This is a genomic window from Sphingopyxis italica, assembly GCF_011926545.1.
Lineage (GTDB): Bacteria > Pseudomonadota > Alphaproteobacteria > Sphingomonadales > Sphingomonadaceae > Sphingopyxis > Sphingopyxis italica.
In genome coordinates this window covers 25,695-45,076 of the sequence record NZ_JAATIT010000004.1, presented here as the reverse complement: position 1 = coordinate 45,076, position 19,382 = coordinate 25,695, and the positions used below count along the sequence as shown (strand labels likewise).

Annotated in this window: 19 protein-coding genes; 6 read left to right on the top strand and 13 right to left on the bottom strand. The window is 64.7% G+C overall.

Annotated elements, in window-relative coordinates; genetic code table 11:
* Nucleotides 1-58: 58 nt before the first annotated feature.
* On the bottom strand, nt 59-460 hold the full coding sequence (locus tag GGR90_RS14625; protein ID WP_054731776.1) for a MerR family transcriptional regulator: 402 nt from the start codon (nt 458-460) through the stop codon (nt 59-61).
* A gap of 174 nt (nt 461-634) precedes the next feature.
* On the opposite strand from GGR90_RS14625, the gene GGR90_RS14620 reads away from it, so the two are divergent.
* The 4 genes from GGR90_RS14620 to GGR90_RS14605 all read left to right on the top strand — a co-directional run bounded on the left by GGR90_RS14620 (nt 635) and on the right by GGR90_RS14605 (nt 2,926).
* Entirely contained in the window at nt 635-892 is a 258-nt protein-coding gene (locus GGR90_RS14620) for a mercuric ion transport protein, MerT (protein ID WP_234782530.1), read from the top strand.
* Nucleotides 798-1,112, top strand: coding sequence for a GDCCVxC domain-containing (seleno)protein (locus GGR90_RS19645; RefSeq protein WP_483414529.1), 315 nt, complete (start codon nt 798-800; stop codon nt 1,110-1,112). Before GGR90_RS14620 ends, GGR90_RS19645 begins: the two co-directional genes overlap by 95 nt.
* 418 nt (nt 1,113-1,530) lie before the next feature.
* Nucleotides 1,531-2,220 carry a helix-turn-helix transcriptional regulator gene (locus GGR90_RS14610; RefSeq protein WP_054731779.1) on the top strand — a complete coding sequence of 230 codons (690 nt, stop codon included), beginning with the start codon at nt 1,531-1,533 and terminating at the stop codon, nt 2,218-2,220.
* Nucleotides 2,221-2,266: 46 nt separating this feature from the next.
* On the top strand, nt 2,267-2,926 hold the full coding sequence (locus GGR90_RS14605; protein ID WP_054731780.1) for a class I SAM-dependent methyltransferase: 660 nt from the start codon (nt 2,267-2,269) through the stop codon (nt 2,924-2,926).
* Nucleotides 2,927-2,953: 27 nt separating this feature from the next.
* Here the strand turns inward: GGR90_RS14605 and GGR90_RS14600 are convergent, their stop codons facing one another.
* The 12 genes from GGR90_RS14600 to GGR90_RS14545 form a co-directional block, all read right to left on the bottom strand.
* Complete coding sequence (locus tag GGR90_RS14600; protein WP_054731781.1) at nt 2,954-3,259, bottom strand: hypothetical protein; 306 nt, start codon at nt 3,257-3,259, stop codon at nt 2,954-2,956.
* Between the two features lie 190 nt (nt 3,260-3,449).
* Nucleotides 3,450-4,094, bottom strand: coding sequence for a DsbA family protein (locus GGR90_RS14595; RefSeq protein WP_054731782.1), 645 nt, complete (start codon nt 4,092-4,094; stop codon nt 3,450-3,452).
* Nucleotides 4,091-4,525 (bottom strand): disulfide bond formation protein B, encoded by a 435-nt coding sequence (locus tag GGR90_RS14590; protein WP_082396002.1) that lies wholly within the window; start codon nt 4,523-4,525, stop codon nt 4,091-4,093. The genes GGR90_RS14595 and GGR90_RS14590 overlap by 4 nt, the downstream gene beginning before the upstream one ends.
* Nucleotides 4,522-5,007 (bottom strand): SRPBCC family protein, encoded by a 486-nt coding sequence (locus tag GGR90_RS14585; protein ID WP_054731784.1) that lies wholly within the window; start codon nt 5,005-5,007, stop codon nt 4,522-4,524. The genes GGR90_RS14590 and GGR90_RS14585 overlap by 4 nt, the downstream gene beginning before the upstream one ends.
* A 13-nt stretch (nt 5,008-5,020) precedes the next feature.
* Nucleotides 5,021-8,200, bottom strand: a complete 3,180-nt coding sequence (locus GGR90_RS14580; protein ID WP_054731785.1) for an efflux RND transporter permease subunit — start codon at nt 8,198-8,200, stop codon at nt 5,021-5,023.
* A 44-nt stretch (nt 8,201-8,244) separates the two neighbouring features.
* Nucleotides 8,245-10,785: a heavy metal translocating P-type ATPase gene (locus GGR90_RS14575; protein WP_054731786.1), complete on the bottom strand. Its 2,541-nt coding sequence runs from the start codon at nt 10,783-10,785 to the stop codon at nt 8,245-8,247.
* A gap of 181 nt (nt 10,786-10,966) precedes the next feature.
* On the bottom strand, nt 10,967-11,437 hold the full coding sequence (locus GGR90_RS14570) for an SRPBCC family protein (RefSeq protein ID WP_054731787.1): 471 nt from the start codon (nt 11,435-11,437) through the stop codon (nt 10,967-10,969).
* A gap of 81 nt (nt 11,438-11,518) precedes the next feature.
* Nucleotides 11,519-11,863: a DUF190 domain-containing protein gene (locus tag GGR90_RS14565; protein ID WP_054731788.1), complete on the bottom strand. Its 345-nt coding sequence runs from the start codon at nt 11,861-11,863 to the stop codon at nt 11,519-11,521.
* 12 nt (nt 11,864-11,875) lie between these two features.
* Nucleotides 11,876-15,118, bottom strand: coding sequence for an efflux RND transporter permease subunit (locus GGR90_RS14560; RefSeq protein WP_137890098.1), 3,243 nt, complete (start codon nt 15,116-15,118; stop codon nt 11,876-11,878).
* Between the two features lie 3 nt (nt 15,119-15,121).
* Nucleotides 15,122-16,291, bottom strand: a complete 1,170-nt coding sequence (locus GGR90_RS14555; RefSeq protein ID WP_054731789.1) for an efflux RND transporter periplasmic adaptor subunit — start codon at nt 16,289-16,291, stop codon at nt 15,122-15,124.
* A gap of 109 nt (nt 16,292-16,400) precedes the next feature.
* Entirely contained in the window at nt 16,401-17,585 is a 1,185-nt protein-coding gene (locus tag GGR90_RS14550) for a TolC family protein (protein WP_234715994.1), read from the bottom strand.
* 188 nt (nt 17,586-17,773) lie between these two features.
* The gene (locus GGR90_RS14545) at nt 17,774-18,136 is read right to left on the bottom strand and encodes a hypothetical protein (RefSeq protein ID WP_054731791.1); all 363 of its coding nucleotides are present in this window, start codon (nt 18,134-18,136) and stop codon (nt 17,774-17,776) included.
* 438 nt (nt 18,137-18,574) lie between these two features.
* Between GGR90_RS14545 and GGR90_RS14540 the strand changes: the two genes are divergently transcribed.
* A complete protein-coding gene (locus tag GGR90_RS14540) occupies nt 18,575-18,955 on the top strand; it encodes a DUF3703 domain-containing protein (protein ID WP_054734101.1) in 381 nt (126 codons plus the stop codon).
* A 49-nt stretch (nt 18,956-19,004) separates the two neighbouring features.
* A complete protein-coding gene (locus GGR90_RS14535; protein WP_054731792.1) occupies nt 19,005-19,343 on the top strand; it encodes a hypothetical protein in 339 nt (112 codons plus the stop codon).
* The last annotated feature ends 39 nt before the right edge of the window (nt 19,344-19,382 follow it).

Genomic DNA, 19,382 nt, shown 5'->3' with positions numbered 1-19,382 from the left:
CTTTCGGGGCAAAAGCCCTCTTCTCCGCGGCACGCAAACCCAACCGCTCCGCGCGGACCTAGTCGGACAGAGCTTCGAGGAGCGGGCAGCCGCTGGCGTCGCCGGCGCCGCATGCCCGAACAAGCTCATCCAGCACCACGGCCATGCGCTCGAGGTCCGCTTGCTTGGCACGAACATCCGACAGCTGTGTCTCGGCCATCTGGCGGGCCTGGTCGCAGGAATGGCCACCACCTTCGGCTAAAGCGAGTAAAGTCCGGATGGTATGAAGCGGGAAACCGAGCTCGCGGGCGCGACGCACGAACGCGAGACGTCTAACGTCGGCAGAATCATAGCGGCGAAACCGGCCTCGCCGGACAGGTGCAGGCAGGATGCCTATGCGCTCATAGTAGCGAATAGTCTCGATGTTGCAGCCGGTGCGCCGGGAAACTTCGCCAATCGGGATGGTGCTGGAAGGGGGCATTGCGATTCCGCTTGCGTCTGTAGTCGCTACAGATGCTAGACTTGCCTCTACCGCGAAACAAGGAGTTCTATTTTGACCGGAGATCTAAGGCGCCCGAAAGGAATTGGGGCCATTTCGCTGACGCTCGGGGGGATCGCGTCGGGCTTTATCGCAGCCACTTGCTGCGCCCTTCCTATGTTGCTTGCCTCGGCGGGAATCGGGTCCGCCTGGCTCGTCGGCATTGCGGTCCCAGCGGCGCCCTACCGGCTCTGGTTCGTCGCATTCGGAGTGATTTCGCTTGTGGCCGGCGGAATCCTGCTCGCTCGCCAGCAGGCACGCGCCGCGCGCTGCGGAGCGGATGGTCGATGCGTGCCGACGGCGCTGCGCGCCGCGACACTGGTCGGCCTGGTCGTCGGCGGCGTTCTGCTGTGGCTGGGCTATCGCTATGCTTGAATCGTCGCCGAATCTCGGATCGACGCTGACTTGTCCGCTCTGCGGGCACGGCGCAGACGAAATCATGCCCACCGACGCATGCCAATATTTCTACGATTGCAAGGGATGCGGCGCGGTACTCAAGCCGCTGCCGGGAGACTGCTGCGTCTATTGTTCCTATGGGACGATGCCCTGTCCACCGGTGCAGGTCGAGGGCGGCAAAGGGGCCTGTTGCGGCTGACCCGGTCGAGCTGCCGGTCATTCGTTCCTTGCGTGTCAGAGGGCTGGGCGGGGCCATCATATCCGCCCGTTTCCGCAACACTGTTCTTGACCTGAGGGCTATAGGAAACAGTCCGTGATCGGACATGGATGAGCCAAACGCGAATTTCGACGTGATCCGGCTTCACCATGCGGCTTTTCTAATTCCCCATCTTTGCAATGAAAGCGGCGCGGCGAGCGGTCAGGCCCTTTGGCCACTGACAGCAACGTCAGCAAAGCCACCGCAACGGTGAAACCTCCGCGCAAGAGTATCTTGCGCAAGTCATTGTGACGACCTTCCTGATCCAATGGATCCGTCGATGGCGCCCCATACGCGCCGGCCTAGGGAGGATTCATCGGGTGTCCGTGCGAAGACAGGGAAAGGCTGCTATGGGTAGCCGATGTCGGGAACGTCCCATTGGAAAGGCCAGCTTCGCCTCAGCGATTATTATGCTTGCTGGTCGGGCTCCGTCGGCGACGCGGCCTCCCATCGTCATTTCGCAGCGCAGGCGGTCTTCAGCGACGAGAAGCTTACCGCGATCGACGCGAGCGGTGCCCATTTGTCGGGGCAGTGCATACTTATCGAACCCGATACACTTCACCGCTTGCTTCCCGCGCCAACGGCGGAACTATGGTTTGTCGAGCCGACGGTCGGTTTTGGGCCGCCGGAGGAATTGAGAAGACGGCTGCTCGGCTGCGATGCTGTATTTGTCGCGGAGAGGGCACGTGCATCGTTCTGGGAGAGCTGGCTGACGAGAGATATCCGCCGTCCGCTCGACCCGCGCGTCGCGCGGGCTGCCGCTTCGGTCGATCGTCTGATCTCGACAGGTCTGGTACGGCTCGCCGACACAGCGACTGACTGTGACCTTTCGCTTGGACGCTTCCGGCATCTGTTTGCCGCCGAAGTGGGTATGCCGTTCAAGCGCTACGTGCTGTGGCGCCGCTTGCTCATCGCCTTTGAGGCAATCGAGGCGCGCTACAGCGCAACCGAAGCGGCGCACCTGGCCGGGTTCAGCGACAGCCCGCATTTTGCACGCACGATCAAGACCATGTTTGGTATCCGGGCAAGCGATCTGCTCATCGAGCCGTAGCCGCTCCGTTCAAGCGAGGACATGGCAGCTTTGCTAGGCAGGGGTCATGACAGGCACCGACAGAGATTTTATACCCGCGCTTGGGAAGAGCGGCTCGCTCGACCGCTATGACGCCGCGATCGCGCTCATGACGCGCGAGAAGAGGTGGCGAAGCGATCTGCTGAAGCTAGTGGCACCCCAACCGGGCGAGCGGATCGTCGATATCGGTTGCGGCACTGGCACGTTCGCAATCGCGCTCAAGGGCGCAGCGCCGGAAAGCGAGATATTGGCGGTCGACCCGGACCCGGCCATACTCGAGATCGCGCGCGCCAAGGCAGATGTCGCGGGCGCAAATATCCAATGGTTCGAGGCGATGGGCGACGAACTCGACGCCATCGACGCCCTCCAGCAATGCGACAAGATCGTCTCGAGCCTCGTCCTCCACCAGTGCCCGATGGACGTGAAGGAAGCGATCGCCGCGCAGATGTTCAGTCTCCTGAAGCCGGGCGGCACGCTCTTCATCGCCGATTATGGCGAGCAACGCTCACTGTTGATGCGCATGCTGTTTCGCCAGATACAGCTGCTCGACGGGTTCGAATTTACCGAACCCAATGCGAAGGGCTGTGTTCCGGAGATCCTTGCAGCCGCAGGGTTCGAGGCGGTCGAGGAGGTGAAGGTCATCCCGACGCCGACCGGCTCGATTTCAATCTATCGGGCGAAGCGGTAGCCGCTCGCCCTGCCCGCCGGATATCGACTAGCCGCGCCAGTGACGCCCGCGGTGGTGGTGGTGCATCCGGCGCTTCTGGTAGCGTCGTTCGTAGCGATCCCGGCGTTCGTAGCGGCGGTCGTAGCCGCGATAATAAGGGTCATAGCCGCGATAGCCCCGGTCATAGCCGTAATTGGGTACGCCATGACGGGAGGAACGATAGTCGCGGTCATGGCCCCGCGGCGCATCATGGCCGCGATTATATCCCCCGCGATCGCCATGGTGCTGGGCAAGGGCCATTCCGGGGACCGCAAAGGCGAGCATCGCAGCCGCGATCGTCAGAAATTTTCGCATGTCAGTCTCTCCTTTTCGTGGCGTTCAAAGTCCCCCTTCATGGTTGAATGCGCTGTGAATATTGGCTCCGATGCCGCCGATCGGGCGGTGACCCGGCGTCTCCATGCGGCAGGCCGATGGCGGGAGAGACGGCGTCGCGCTGCATGGTGGGCACCCGTCCCACGTGGACGAAGCGGGACGGGTGCGGCCCTCATTTGCCCTTTGCCGCGACCGCGGCCTGAACCTTGGCCTCGACCTGTTCGGGGCTGGGCTGGACGAGCATCTCGCCATTGACGAAGAAGGTCGGGGTGCCCTTGACGCCGACCGCTCGCGCGTCGGCAATGTCCTGCTCCATCCATGCCATCGCATCGGCGGTCGGCATCGCGCGCGCCTTCGCGACATTGAGGCCGGCCTTCTCCGCCGCGGCCCAGGCCCCGTCCATCTTTCCGTCATGCCAGTCGGGCTGCGCCTCGAGCAGCGCGGCTGTCACCGGTTCGAGCTTGCCCTGCACGCGCGCTGCTTCGAGGATCACGATCGCCTCGGCCGAGCCGGGGTGCAGCGGCAGGTAGCGCATCACGAGACGCACATCCTTGGGATATTTGGCGACGATGCCCTTCACCGTCGGATAGAAGGCACGGCAGGCCTCGCACGAGGGGTCGAAGAATTCGACGATCGTGACCGGGGCATTCTTCGGGCCGATGATCGGCGAGTGCGGGCGAATGAGGCTGTCGACGGGCCCCGCCACGACCTTCTTCGTGGGTTCGCCCTCGGCGGTTCCGCTGTAGAGCATCGCGCCCCCGGTGAAGGCGAGTGCCGAGAGTACAAGCGTGGCCACCACTCCGATACGTCTGTTCATGATTTCAGTCTCCTTTGGAAGTTGAGCAAGAGGGTAAGGATGAGCGCGAATGCGGCCAGCGACAGGAGGGGCAGCGGCACGCCTCCGATTGCCATGCTCTCACCCGAGCACGACGGGCCGCCGGTACAAGGGACGATCGGAGCCGGAATGACACCGACGTAGAGCAGGCTATGGTAGAGCGCGACGAGGCCGCCGCCGAAAGCCAGCGCCAGTCCATAAGGAACGACGGCGCGGTCCGACCTGAACGCCGCGATGCCGAGAATGATCGCCAGCGGGAACATGAAGGCGCGCTGGAACCAGCAGAGGTCGCACGGCGCCTGGCCCATGACCTCGCCGACGAAGAGAACGGCAAGGCTCGACAGGAGGGCGATGGCCCAAGCCGCGCCGAGCGGACGCCATTTGTGCGGCGCGAGCAGCGGAAAGCTCATCATCGCCGACCGCCTTTGAACTTGGACTTGGGCCGTCGCGGCGGCGATTGCGGCTTGCTATATTTGGACTTGAGGTAGCTGACCAGGATGCCGTCGATCGACGCGAGCATCCTTTGAAAGCTCGTCTTGATGCCGGGAAGCCGGAGCCAGGCAAAGGGCCCGCGGCAGCGGTAGCGATGGAGGAATCTGGTCCCTTCCGGCGTCCGGGTCAGGATATAGCTCTCCTCGAATTGGAGGATGAAGCTCGGCTTCACGTCGAGTATCAGCTCCTCGCCGGCGCGCGCGGAAAGGACCGTCGCGGACACTTCAAGAAACTTGGGTTTGTGCGGATCCATGCGCATCGAATAGCGGATCGCGATCGGATCCTCGGCAAGCCGCTCGATCCGGACATAGGGATTCCAAATCCGGTGGTTCTCGAAATCGCCGAGGACCGCCCATATCTGTTCCGGACTATAGGGGAGGTCATGCTCCCGCTCGAACTCCATCAGCTTCACTCCTCTATCGATCGGCCGCCGGGCTTTGCCCCGCGCCGATGTCGGTGACACCCGCAGGCGATGGGTCGGCGTGCGCACCGCCCGTTGTGAACCAGCGGCGCAGGCGCGGGGCCATCCGGCGTTCGAAGCCCGCCGCGAGGCTGAAGGACGCCGGCACGATCAGCAGCGTCAGCATCGTCGAAAGGATGAGCCCGCCAATCACCGTGACCGCCATCGGCGCGCGCCATGCGCCGTCGCCGTTGAGCGACAGCGCGGTCGGGATCATGCCCGCGACCATCGCGACCGTGGTCATCAGGATCGGCTGCGCGCGCTTGTGCCCGGCGTCGACGATCGCCTCGTCGCGCGGCACCCCGGATGCCATTTCCTCGATCGCGAAATCGACGAGGAGGATGCTGTTCTTGCCGACGATACCGAGCAGCATCAGCACGCCGATGAACACGGGAAGCGAGAGCGGGTAGCCCGTCAAGAGCAACGCGATCGCCCCGCCGAGCGGGGCGAGCAGAAGCGAGCCCATGTTGACGAAGGGCGGGATGATCTTGCGATAGAGCAGGATCAGCACAGCGAGCACGAGGAAGATCCCCGATACGACCGCGATTGCGAAGTTGCGCAGCATCTCGGCCTGCCACTTGGCACTTCCGAGGACCAGCCGCGTGACCCCGGCGGGCAGCGTCTTGAGCGCCGGCAGCGCTTCGACTTTCTCCATCGCCTGACCGGTCACGAGACCCGGAGCAAGGTCGGCCCCGATGGTGAGCTGGCGCACCTGGTTGGTGCGATTGATCTGGGTCGGGCCGGCGCCGAAGCCGATCTCGGCCACGACCGAGAGCGGCACCGTTCCCCCGTTCCGGGTCGGAACCGGCATGTTGCGAAGCGTATCGAGCCGCTCGCGCGCGGTTTCCGCAAGCGCGACGCGCACAGGTATCTGCCGGTCGGAGAGCGAGAATTTTGCACTGTTCTGGTCAATCTCGCCCAATGTCGCGACGCGGATCGACTGGCTAAGCGCCTGTGTCGTCACGCCGAGCTGCGCCGCGAGCGCGAAGCGCGGGCGAATGACGATCTCGGGGCGCTGGAGATTGCCCTCGACACGCGGCGAGCGGATTTCCTTCACGCGTGCCATTTGAGCAAGCAACCGGTTGCCGACATCTTCGAGCTTCTTCGGGTCGTCGCTGCCGAGCGTGATCGAGATGTCACGGCTGCTCCCGCCGCCACCGCCATGCTGCGACTGGAAGTTGATGCGGGCATCGGGAACCTCAGCCAGCCGCGGCGCGCGGTCCTTTTCGAACTCGGTCGAGGTGAGGTCGCGGTCTTTGCGCAATTTCAGATAGACCGTCGCCGTGCCGACATCGATCCGCGACAAAGCGGATTGGACGAGCGGATCGCGCTTCATGAGATCGGTCACCTCGTCGGCAACCGTCTCGGTCTGTTCGAGCGTTGCACCCGGTGCGAGCTGGATGGCGACGCGGCTCGTGTCGGAATCGATCGAAGGCTGAAAGGTCATCGGGAGCAGCGAGAAGCTGAAAATGGTCGCAAAGAGCGCCAGCACCCCGATACCGACCACCCAGAGCCGGTGGTCCTTGATATAGGCGAGCCATTTCCAGCGCCCGCCGCGCGCACGCGCGGCAGCGGCCCCGCTGGTATCGAGGCTCCAGCGCAAGATGCGCATATAGGTGTCGATCAGCGGGCCCTCGCCATGTTTCTGCGGGCCCTGCGCAGAGAGAAAATAGGCGGCGAGCATGGGCGTGATCATGCGCGCGACCGCGAGGCTCATCAGCACCGCGGCCACGACCGTCAGCCCGAAATTCTTGAAATACTGCCCCGCGACGCCCGGCATCAGCCCGACCGGCAGGAACACCGCGACAATCGTCATGGTCGTCGCGAGCACTGCGAGCCCGATCTCGTCCGCGGCGTCAATCGAGGCCTGATAGGCCGATTTGCCCATCCGCATGTGGCGCACGATATTCTCGATCTCGACGATCGCATCGTCGACCAGCACGCCGGCAACGAGGCTGAGCGCGAGCAAGGTCATCATGTTGAGCGAGAAGCCCATGAGGTCCATGAACAGGAAGGTCGGGACCGCCGACAGCGGGATGGCGAGCGCGGATATCAGCGTCGCGCGCCAGTCGCGCAGGAAGAGGAAGACGACGACGACCGCGAGGATCGCGCCCTCGACCATCGCATTGATCGCCGAATGATATTGGCCCTTGGTATATTCGATATCGCTGAACAGCTCGGTGAATTTGACCTTGGGGTTTTCCTTCTCGAGCTTTCGCAGCTCCTCGACCGCCGCGTCGTAAACGGTGACATCGGAGGCGCCCTTCGCGCGCTCGAATCCGAAGGTCAGCACCTGCCGCCCGTCCTGCTTCGAGACCGAGCGCTGCTCGGCGTAGAGATCCTTGACCTCGGCGATATCGGCAAGGCGCACGGTCCGGTTCGTGCCGACCGAGATCAAGGTCTCGCCGAGCGCGTTGGCGCTGCTCGCATTGCCGAGGATGCGCACCGCCTGTTCGGACCCCGCGACCTCCATCCGGCCGCCCGCAGCATTGATGTTGAGCTGGACGAGCTGGGTGTTCACCGCGGCGGCGGTGAGGCCGTAGGCGCGCATCCGCTCGGGGTTGAGGATGACGCGGATTTCCCGGCTCACGCCGCCCCGGCGATAGGCGTCGCCCATGCCGGGGACCGCGATCAGCCGTTTGGCGACGACATTGTCGACATACCAGCTCAATTCCTCGAGCGTCATGTCGGTGGCGGAGGCCGACCAATAAGCGAGCGTGTTGCCCGAGGTCGAGAGGCGGATGACCTGCGGCTCGAGGATTCCGTTCGGCAGGTTGCTGCGGATCTGGGTGATCTTGTCGCGGATATCGGTCACCGCCCGGTCTATCGGCGTGCCGATCGCGAACTGGACGAACGTCTGCGACTGGCCTTCGGTGACCGTCGAATTGAGCTCGTCGATCCCCTCGATCGTCCGCACCGCCGCCTCGACACGCTGCGTGACCTGGGTCTCGAGTTCGGTGGGTGCGGCGCCCGGCTGCGCGATGATGACGATCGCCCCCGGAAAATCGATGTCGGGATCGCTCTGAACCCCCATCATGAGGAAGGAGACGATGCCCGCCACCGTCAGGCCGAAAAACATGACGAGCGGCGGGATCGGGTTCCGGATGGACCAGGCCGAGATATTCTTGAAATTCATCCTCTCTCCCCTTTCCGGTCTTCCACGCCCGCCGCGTCTGCGGTTCAACCGGCACTGCGGTCGCGATAGGCGAGCAGCCGCAATGCGTTGGCGACCACCACCAGCGTCGAGCCCTCATGCGCGGCCACCGCGGGGCCGATGCCGAGACCGAGGATCGTTGCCGGGACAAGCACGACGACGATGCCGAGGCTCACCACGAGATTCTGGCGGATGATCCGCCGCGTCTGGCGGCTGAGGCCGATTGCAAACGGTAGGTGAGCAAGATCGTCGGCCATGAGCGCAACGTCGGCGGTTTCGAGCGCGACGTCCGACCCGGCGGCGCCCATCGCGATCCCGACGGTCGCGCTCGCCATGGCCGGGGCATCGTTGACACCGTCACCCACCATCGCGACCGGCTGCTGGGCCTTGAGATCGCGAATGGCGTCGACCTTCTGATCGGGCATCAGGTCGCCCCAGGCCTCGTCGATCCCGACCTCGGCGGCGATGGATTCGGCGACCTTCTGGTGATCGCCCGAGATCATGATCATCCGTCCGATTCCGAGCTCGCGGAGCTTGGCAATCGCCGTGCGCGCCGCCTCGCGCGGCGTGTCCATCAAGCCGATCGCGCCCAAATCGCGGTCGCCCATACGGACCACCATCGTCGTGCGTCCCTGCTCGCGGAGGCCTGCGATCGCCGTCGCCACTTCGCCGCCGATCGGCGCGATGCCGTCTGCACCGAACATTTCGGCCTTGCCGATGAGGACGGTCTCGCCCTCGACCTTCGCCGTGACGCCGCGACCCGTCAGGCTGTTGAGGTCGTCCGCTACCGGTACGCGCGTCGACGTCAGCATGGCCTCGCCATCGCGCGCGATGGCAGCGGCAAGCGGATGATCGCTCAGCCGCTCGACCGCCACCGCGATGCGCAGCAGTTCCTCCTTCGGCACGCCGTTGGCCGGCAGGACGTCGGTGATGCGCGGCTTTCCCTCGGTGAGCGTTCCCGTCTTGTCGAACGCCAGCGCGGTCAGCGAGCCGAGATTTTCGAGCGGGCCACCGCCTTTGACCAGCACGCCGCCGCGCGCCGCACGCGCAACGCCCGACAGGACGGCGCTCGGCGTCGCGATGGCCAGCGCGCACGGGCTTGCCGCGACGAGGACCGCCATGGCGCGATAGAAGCTGTCGCGGAATGGCTCGTCGACAACGACCCAGGCGAAGAGCAGGACGAACACGAGCGCGAGCACGCTCGGCACGAAGATGCGCTCGAACTTGTCGGTGAAGCGCTGGGTCGGCGATTTCTGCGTCTCCGCTTCGCTCACCATCTTCACGACCTTGGCGAGCGTCGTATCGGCGGCAAGACGGGTTACCGCGATCTCGATCGCGCCATAGCCGTTGATGGTGCCCGCGAAGACACGATATTTCCCGTCGAGTGCGTCGGGCTTTGCCGCAGCCTGCGCGCGATCGGCCACCGGTTCCTTGTCAACGGGGACGCTCTCGCCGGTAACCGGGGCCTGGTTGACCGCCGTGCGGCCAACGACGACGAAGCCGTCGGCAGCAAGTCGCTCATTGGGCTTGACGATGACGGTGTCGCCAATCGCCAGCTGCTCGACGGAGACTTCGCGCGCCGTCCCGTCGGCATCCTTCACCGTCGCGGTCTGCGGCGCCAACTCGGCGAGCGCCTCGATCGCGCGCTTGGCGCGGCCCATGGCATAATGTTCGAGCGCATGGCCGAGGCTGAAGAGGAAGAGGAGCAGTGCGCCCTCGGCCCATGCACCGAGCGCTGCGGCGCCGGCCGCGGCGACGAGCATCAGCGTGTCGATCTCGAAGCGCTTGAGCTTCAGATTCTCGATGGCTTCGCGGACCGTAAACCAGCCGCCGAAGCCATAAGCGGCAATATAGAATGCGAGCGGCACCCACTCCGGTGCCGCGGCGAGCATTTCGATGGCAAAGCCGATGCCGAGGACGAGACCGCACAGCAGCGCGAAGATCAGTTCGGTCCGCTCGCCGAAAATGCCGCCATGATCATGGCCATGGTCGTGGTTGTCCTCACCCGTGTGGCCATGTTTGTGATCAGGCCCATGCGCATGATCCGGTCCATGGTCATGGCCATCATCGCCATGCTTGTGGGGGGCTTGTGCCGGGCGAGCCGCAGCGACGGCAGCCGATTTCTGTGTGACGCCCATATCCGAGAGTGTCTTTCTGATCGTTTCGATGGTGGTTTCCGAGCGCTGGAACTCGGCGCGCAGCGTCCCCGCGGCGCCGACTTCGGCCTCGATCACGCCCGGCATTTCGCGAAGCTTGAGTCCGATCGTCCGCGCGCGCCGGGCGTGGCCGACGCCTTCGAGGTCGTCCCAGAAGAGATGTTGATATTGGCCGGTGAGCTCGGCGCCGGCGCTGCGCGCGAGCTGCCGCACGCGTTCGAGCGGGAGAATATCCGGACGGTAATGGATGCAGAGCTGCGGCGGCGAGCCGTCGCTGGAGCGGACCACATGCACCTTGTCGACGCCGTCGCGTCCTTCGAGTTCGCCCATCAGGCGCGCGACGCAGCGGTCGGCGGTATCGGCGACTTCGGGGAGGAGAAGCGGAATATCGAGCCGCAACTGGTCACTCATGATGCCATCCTTTTCTCTTGGCAACCGGCAATGCGTTCGGCGCCTATGTTCAACGCCCGGCAGGATGAGGTGCGGGAGTACCGGGAAGTGATCTCCCGCACCTCCCTGACCGCCGGAGATCCCTGCCCGTGGTGGGGGGCGAATGAGAGGGGCCTCCGACGGCCAGGTTTCAAGTTCAAATTCATGCGCGACGCCCGCTCGGCCGCGCGTAGCGGGACTGGACGGTCGTGCGGCGGAAATGCTTTTCGAGCGCAGCGTTCGAGCGGCGCAGGAACACCGAGCAGGCGCGACGTAGAAATGGGTAGCCGAGCCACGAGAAGAAGCCCCGGCAGTCGAGCCGGTGCGTCACCTCGACACCCTGACCGAGCTTTTCGAGTCGGTAGCTTTCCTCGATGACGAGCAGACCGCGCATGCCCGTCCGCCAGGAAAAACCCGAGAGCCAGTCGAGACAGGTGATCCGGCCCTCGGCCGACAGTTCCGGCCCGCGCGGTCCGCGCGGCGAGTAGACATAGTCCACGCGCTCTTCATCACCCGGACGATCGGTGAAGCGGAGCGTCGGATGCCAGTCGCCGTACCGCTCGATATCGACGAGCAGCCGCCAGACCCGTCCGATCGGGACCGGCAGGCGGAGCGAGGTTCCTACCGAGAACATCGGCGAGCTCCTCGCTCCGGCAAGCTGGTCCGCGACGCAGGCCGGGGACCTGCGCCGCGGTGTAGACCGGCAAGATGCCGGTCAGCTCTGAACATCGGGGGGCTCCGCGGCGGATTTCCCGCCGAGGATGTCGACCGCTTCGAGCGTGATGAGCCCGATGTCCGATATTTCGGTCAGCTGCGCCGCAAAGTCGCGGAGCCGCTGCTCCTCGTCGATGATCTCGACCACGACCGCCCTGTCATTCTCCAGCGCATGCTTGCGGTGGAGATGCGCCGAGCGACCGAAACCAAGAACCGCTTCGAGCACCGTAACGCCTGCCAGCTTTTGCTGGCGAGCGAGTTCGGAGATGAACTCGAAGACCCGCTGATCGCCGAAGAAGGCGGATTCATCGGTGTAGATGCGCAAGAGCTTGGATGCTTTTGTCATGACAGTCTCTCCCTATTCCGTGACCGGCTGGACCGCCGGCTCCGCTTTCCGCTTCAGGAACTTCGGCTGCCAGTCCGCCCCGAGAACGACCTTTGCGATCGCGGGGAGAACGAGCAGCGTCAGGATCGTCGCCGCGATGAGGCCGCCGATGACGGTCGTCGCGAGCGGCTTCTGCACTTCGGCACCCGTGCCGGTCGCGATCGCCATCGGCACGAAGCCGATCGCGGGCACGAAACCGGTCATGATCACCGCGCGCATCTTCTCGGTCATGCCCTCACGGATTGCCTCCGTGAGCGGGACATCATTCTCGAGCCGCTCGCGGATCGCCGTCATGACGACGAGACCGTTGAGCACCGCGACGCCGGCAAGGCAGATGAAGCCCACAGCCGCCGAGACCGAGAAGTTGATGCCCGTAAGCGCGAGGGTGAACACCCCGCCCGCGAGGCCCAGCGGCACCGCAAGGAACACAGCGGTCGCGCGTCCGAAGGTGCCGAGCGCCATGTAGAGCAGGATGAAGATACCGGCGAAGCAGAGCGGAACCACGATGGAGAGCCGCTTCGACGCAGCCTGCAGGCTTTCGAACTGCCCGCCCCATTCGAGATAATAGCCCGAGGGGAGCTTCACATTGGCGATCTTCGCCTGCGCTTCGGCTACAAAGGACCCCGCATCGCGGCCTTCGAGGTTCACCTGCACGACGACGCGCCGCTTGCCATTTTCGCGGCTGATCTGGTTGAGCCCTTCGGTCAGCCGGATCTGCGCCACCTGGGCGAGCGGTATCTGTCCGCGGTTCCCGCCTTCTGAGGGCAGGAGGACAGGAAGCGCGCGGATGTCGTCGAGATTGACACGGGTCGCGTCAGGCACGCGGACGGTAATGTCGAACCGGCGGTCGCCTTCGTAAAGGAGACCTGATTCCCGCCCACCGAGCGCCGCCGACACAGTGTCGGCCACTTCCTGGACCGACAGTCCGTAGCGTGCGATCGCATTGCGATCGAGCTGCACGTCCAGCATGGGAGCGCCGCCAACCTGGTCGGCCTTGACGCTTCCCGCACCCGGGATGCCCTGCAGCACACGCACCATCTCGTTCGCGGCGAGCGACATCTTGTCGAGGTCGTCGCCGTAGAGCTTGATGGCGACGTCGCCGCGGACACCCGCGATTAGTTCGTTGAAGCGAAGCTCGATCGGCTGGCTGACTTCATAGAGCTGGCCGAGTTGGCCGCCAGCGGCCTTCTCGATACGCTCGACGACATCGGCCTTGGAATCGACGCCCGCCGGCCACTGATCTTGCGGCTTCAGGATGATGAAGCCGTCCGAGATGTTCGGCGGCATCGGGTCGGTCGCCACCTCGGCAGTGCCGGTTTTCGAGAACATCAGTTCGACTTCAGGCAGGCTCGAAATCGCCGTCTCGACATTGAGTTGCATGGCCAGCGACTGTTCGAGGCTCACCGAAGGCACGCGCGTCGAGGCGAGCGCCATATTCTTCTCGTCGAGCTGCGGAATGAATTCCGAGCCGAGCAGTCCGAATGCCGGGATGGCAAGGACGAAGAAGGCAAAGCCGCCGGCGATGAAAGCCCAGGGCTTTGCGAGCGCCTTGTCGAGTAGCGGGAGATAGCGCTCCTTCGACTTGCGGATCGCCCACACCTCCTTCTCGGCAACCTTGCCGCGGATCATCAGCGCGACAAGCGCCGGAACCAGCGTGATCGCGAGAATGAAAGCCGCCACGAGCGCGAGCATGATGGTGATGGCCATCGGCGAGAAGGTCTTGCCCTCGACGCCCGTGAACATCAGCAGCGGTGCGAAGGCGAGCAGGATGATCGCCTGCCCGAAGACTGTCGGTTTGATCATCTCCTGGCTGGCGCGCATCGTCTCCTCGAGACGTTCGCGAAGATTGAGCAATCTCCCTTCATGTTCCTGCCGGTGCGCCAGTCTGGCGAGGCAGTTTTCGATGATGATCACCGCCCCGTCGACGATCAGACCGAAGTCGAGCGCGCCAAGGCTCATCAGGTTACCGGGGACCCGGAACGCGTTCATGCCCATCGCCATCATCAGGAAGGAGAAGGGGATGACGAGCACCGCGATGATCGCGGCACGCCAGTTGCCGAGCAGGAAGAAGAGCGCGGCGGCGACGAGCAGTGCGCCTTCGGTCAGGTTCTTCTCCACCGTGCCGACCGTCGCGTTGACGAGCTTGGCACGGTCGAGCACCACCTTCACTTCGACGCCGGGCGGCAGGGTCTTCGACACCTGCGCGATCTTCGCCGATACGTCTTCCGCAACGGTGCGGCTGTTCTGCCCGATCAGCATGAGCACGGTTCCGATCACCGCCTCTTTGCCGTTCATGCTGCCCGCACCGGTTCTGAGGTCGCCGCCGATTTTCACATTGGCAAGCTGCCCGACGGTGACGGGGACGCCGCCGCGCGTCGCGACGACCGCGTTGCGGATTTCGTCGACCGAGCGGACACGTGCATCAACGCGCACGAGATAGGCCTCGCCTGCCCGGTTGTAGTAGTTGGCACCGACCGCGAGATTGGCGCGTTCGAGGGCTTCGCCGAGTTCACTGTAGGAAATGCCGTAGCTGGTGAGACGGGTCGGATCGGGCTCGACGACGAAGGTCTTGGCGTAGCCGCCGATGGAGTCGACGCCGGCGACGCCGCCAACTGACTTGAGCTGCGGACTGACGATCCAGTCCTGCACCGTGCGAAGATAGCCCGATTTGGCAATCTCGTCGGTGAGGATATCGCCCTCGGGGGTCAGATAGCTGCCGTCGGGTTGCCAGCCTGGCTGGCCCGCGACCTTCTTGGCGCCCTTCCCGTCGGGAAATTTATAGCCGACGGTATACATGACGACCTCGCCGAGACCCGTCGTCACGGGACCGATCTGCGGCTGGGCCCCGTCGGGAAGATTTTCGCCCGCCTGCAGCAGCCGTTCGCCCACCTGCTGGCGCGCGAAATAGAGGTCGGTTTCATCGGTGAAGATCGCCGTCACCTGGCTGAAACCGTTGCGCGAGATCGAGCGTGTCGTCTCGAGCCCCGGAATGCCCGCCAGCGAGATTTCGATCGGATAAGTAACGAGTTTCTCGATTTCGACCGGCGAAAGACGCGGATCGATCGTGTTGATTTGCACCTGCTTATTGGTGATGTCGGGAACTGCGTCGATCGGCAGCTTGGTCAGCTGCCAGACGCCGAGTCCGGCTATTACGAGGAAAAGGAAGAGAACCGCCCAGCGTGCGCGGACGGATAACGCTATCAGTTTCGCGATCACGGTTTATTCCTCCTCGCCCGCGCCCTTGCCGAGTTCGGCCTTGAGCAGGAAAGCGTTCTTGGTCGCGACGATCTGGCCGGGCTTCAGCCCAGAGAGGATTTCGACGCGGCCTGCACTGCGCTGGCCGACGGTTACCGTCTGCGCACGGAATCCTTCCTTCGTGCGGACGAAGACCACGTCGCGGCCTTCGAGCGTCTGGAGGGCTTCGTCAGCGATCACGATCCGTACCGGCCCACCGGTTTCGGCGCCGCGGCTCGGGAGCAGACGCACCCGGACCGCAAGGCCCGGCTGCAGCGCACCGGTCACATCGAGTACGGCGGTTGCCGAGCGTGTGTCGCCCGACAGGCCGGGGGTCACAGCCCGCACACGGGCATCGATCGTCCGGCCGTCGGGAAGTTCGATGATCGCACGGTCTCCGGGCGAGAGCCGCTGTGCATCGGCCGGGCCGACTGCGGCCTCGATCTGCACCTTGCTCGGATCGGCAACGCGGAACAATTCGGTTTCGGGCTGGACGAAGGCGCCAAGGCTGGCGTTCTCGGCCGTAATCCGTCCCGAGATCGGGCTTGCCACGATGACGCTGCTGCCATCGCGCGTGACCTGCGCGGCGCTCGCTGCCGCACGCGCGCGTTGCGCTTCGGCCGCGGCGGCCGCGGCTTCGGCTTGCGCCTGCTCATAATCGACCCGCGCCGACACCTTCTGGTCGAACAGAGTCTTCTCGCGGTGGAGATTTTTCTGCGCGAGCGTCGAGCGCGCATCGGCGGCAATCCGTTCGGCCGCAATCTGGGCGGCGTCGCGGCTTTGCACGATCGCGATCGTCTCACCGGCGCTGACCGGATCGCCGAGCCGCTTGAAGAGACGGGTGACGGCGCCGCCCGCGCGGGCGGTGACGATGGCCTCGCCGCTCGGCGCGGCGGTGACGGTCGCTTGCGAGATGATTTCCGAACCGAGTCCGCCGGCGCCGATCGTCTCGACGCCGATCTTGGCGGCCTTGATCGCTTCGGGCGTGATGGCGAGGCTGCTCGGAAGGGCTTCGCTCGCCGCTTCCTTATCGCCTTCTGCAGTCGGCGCGGCGGCCGGGTCGGCGCTGCAGCGTGCGACGCCGAAGCCCGTGACGGCGGCGAGTATCATGGCGCCCGCGACAGTGCCGAGGAGACGCTTGTCCTTGGTGATCATATTCTATCTCCGCTGTTGATGCGGTTCGCGCGCCGACCGGCGGCGCACCCCTGTTGACTTGGAAGAACGGCGGCGAACGCGCCCCCGTCCACTGGAAGGCTCGGCGCGCTCATGGCTGATGATCCGCGTCGCCGTCGGCGGCTGCCTGGCGCGAGAGGATGGCGCGAGCTTCGGCCCGGGCCTGCCGCGCCGCGATCAGCTCGGCCTGCGTCGCCGCATAGGCCTGCTGCGCGTCGATATATTCGACGAGCGAGGACTTGCCGGCGCGGTAGCTGAGCTCGGCGAGCCGGACACCTTCGCGCGCCTGCTCGATGCCGCTGCCCTCAAGCGCCGCGAGGCGGGCCTCTGCGGCTTCGAGTTCGGCCTGCGCATTGGCGATCTCCGCCTGAGCATTGACCACTGCATTCTCGCGCCGCGCAATGGCGGCGGCGACATCGGACTTGGCCGCCGAGATGTTGCCGCGGTTGCGGTCGAAGACGGGGAGCGGCACGGAAACATTGGCGATCAATGCGCGATCGCCGGTGTCGCGAAGTTGACGCACCCCGAAGCCGACCGACGGATCGAGCCGGCCATCGGCGCGCTGCCCCTGGAGCCGCGCTTCGGCAATCAGCTTCTCGGTTTCTGCCAAGCGAACGTCGAGCGTCGCGAGCGAGTCCACCGTCTCCGGTGCCACCCACATATCGCCTTCCATCAACTCGGCAGGCGGGACCGAGCTTCCGAGGAGCGCCGCGAGCGAACGCCGGGCGGTTTTTTCTTCGGCCTCGGCTGTGCGTAGCTCGGCGGTGGCCTGAACGAGAGCCGCATTGGCGCGGAACGCGCGGAGCGGCGGCTCGTTGCCGGTATCGACCATGGCCTGTGCCACGCGGACGAGTTCGCGGGCACGCACTTCATTCTCGCGCGCGAGCGCCAGACTGTCGCGGGCCGCGAGCGCGGTCGCGAACTGGTTGCGAACCTCTAGCGCGAGATCCGCACGGGCAATTTCGAGCCGATATTGCGCGGCGAGAAACTCGGCGTCGGCGAGCGTCATGCGCGCACGGCGCCGGCCCCCGACATCGAGACGCTGATTGACCGACACCGTCGTTTCGAGACCGTTCAGGCCCGAATAGGGACCGGTTCCCGCGAAATTCTCGACATCGACATTGAGCGTCGGATTGTAGCGATAGCCCGCCTGACGCTGGCGACCGCGAGCGGCCTCCACTTCGGCTTCGGCGGCAACCACGCGCGGCGAGCGCGCGTCGGCTTCCTCCATCGCCTGCGCGAGGGACAATCGAGCGGGAAGCGGGCCGGTACGCACGGCCTCGCCTGCGGAAGAAGGCGGTCCCACTAGCTCCGACGCTGCCGACTGGGCAGCGGCGGGCGCGGAATTTGCGCCTGCAACGAGCGCCACGAGACTCGCGGCGACAACTATGGATTTCATGAAAAAGAGACTCCTGACGTTTCCAGGGAGAAGCGCACGCGAAGGGCGCGCGCAGACCTAGAGCGTCAGGCGATTGGAGGGCGGAACGTCCCGATATAGGCGACGGGCGGCAAGGCGGCCGTCAGGATGCGCGTATGCGCTTCAGGGGCAGGCGTTTCGGTCGCTGCCGACAGCGTTTCCGCCGGGACGCCCGAATGGTGGCCGTGGCAACCATGAGCGGCGGCGGGCACCTGCTGCTTTTCGCCGGGAGAGGATTTTTTCTTGTCGACTTCGGCGCTTTCGATCGCCGGTGCGGAAACGCAGCCGGCTTCGATCGCCGCGACAAAAAGGCTCGCCTCGGCTCGATCCTCGGTCGCATGTGCGAGCGACCCCGCAACCGTTCCGGATGCAAGGAGAAGGGTCAGGAGGAAGAGGATCACCCGTCGCATTGAAACCGGCCCCTAGCATCGAAACGGCGCGGTGAAAAGTAGAAGATTTTCAATCAACTTCGGCGGCACTCTTCGAGCCCCCGAACCGGCTCCGTAATATTATCTCATGGCGGTAAGGGAGCAGTGCATCTTGCCCCTCTATATTTGCGGAAGCGTCTAAAGAAACAGGATATCCGCCGAACAATCGCGCGTTAAGCACAATAATTCTATGATCGTCTTTTGCTCTTATTTCTATCGCTTCGCTATTGGCTTCCGCCCCCTTTGTTCGGGACGACATTCGAGCGATATGCTTGCCGTGAGACGAGAGGGTAAATCGGAAGCCGAGCGGCACAGCGTCCTGCCGGAACATCAGGGCTTGACCCTGTATCTACTACAGGGTGCAAAAGCCTTCGGTGGACAAAAAAGGGGAAGAGGATGGTGCCGCCGACAGCAAAACCCGTGAGCAAGGCCGTCATCGAGCCGCTGCTGCGCGATCAATATCGCCTGTTTTGCGAATCACGCCGAATCGGAGATGAAGCGGCGGCGTGGCAGGCGCTCGAATGGGAACATATTTTGAGCCAGCCCTATATGGGCGCGCATCTCGCCTCCCACTGGCACATGCTTCGCTATGCGATCGAGCTCGGAGATGCCCGTGAGGCTGCCGGTCAGGCGATGCGGTTCCTGCTCGTCCCGCTTGGTTCGCTGACCGGCCGCCTCCCCGCAGGGAATAATGGCCGCGCGCGGGTGAGCGCCTTCGAGCCGATGCCGATGCCGAACGCCCTGGAAGCGCTGATCGAAACGGCCCGATCGACGGAGAGCGGCGCTGCGCGAACTGATTGATCCGGTTTTGGACTTCCGGAACAGGTCATTCGCTGTTAGGGGCGCGGCCATGTCCGGCGCCCCCCTTCGCCTGTTGCTTGTGTTCATCCTGCTGCTCAGCGGGCTCCACAATGCTGCGCCGGCGATGGCGGGCATGACGCACCACGCGACCGATTCGCATCTGTCCCACCATGTGGAACCTGGCCATGCGTCGGACAGGGACACGCAAGAAGGTCAGCAGGACGCCGATCTTCACGGCAGCCACCATAATTGCCCGGTCGCATCCGATCAGGCCCTTTCGGGTCATGACGATCTGTCCTGTTTTTCCGGCGGCCTGCACTTTGCGCTGCCCGCGACGCGCCTCGCTTCGCGCGCGCTCGCACCTCCCCTGAACCCTCCCCTCGCCTGAACGACGCCTGCCGCGCGGCCCCTTTTCGGCCTGCGCTCA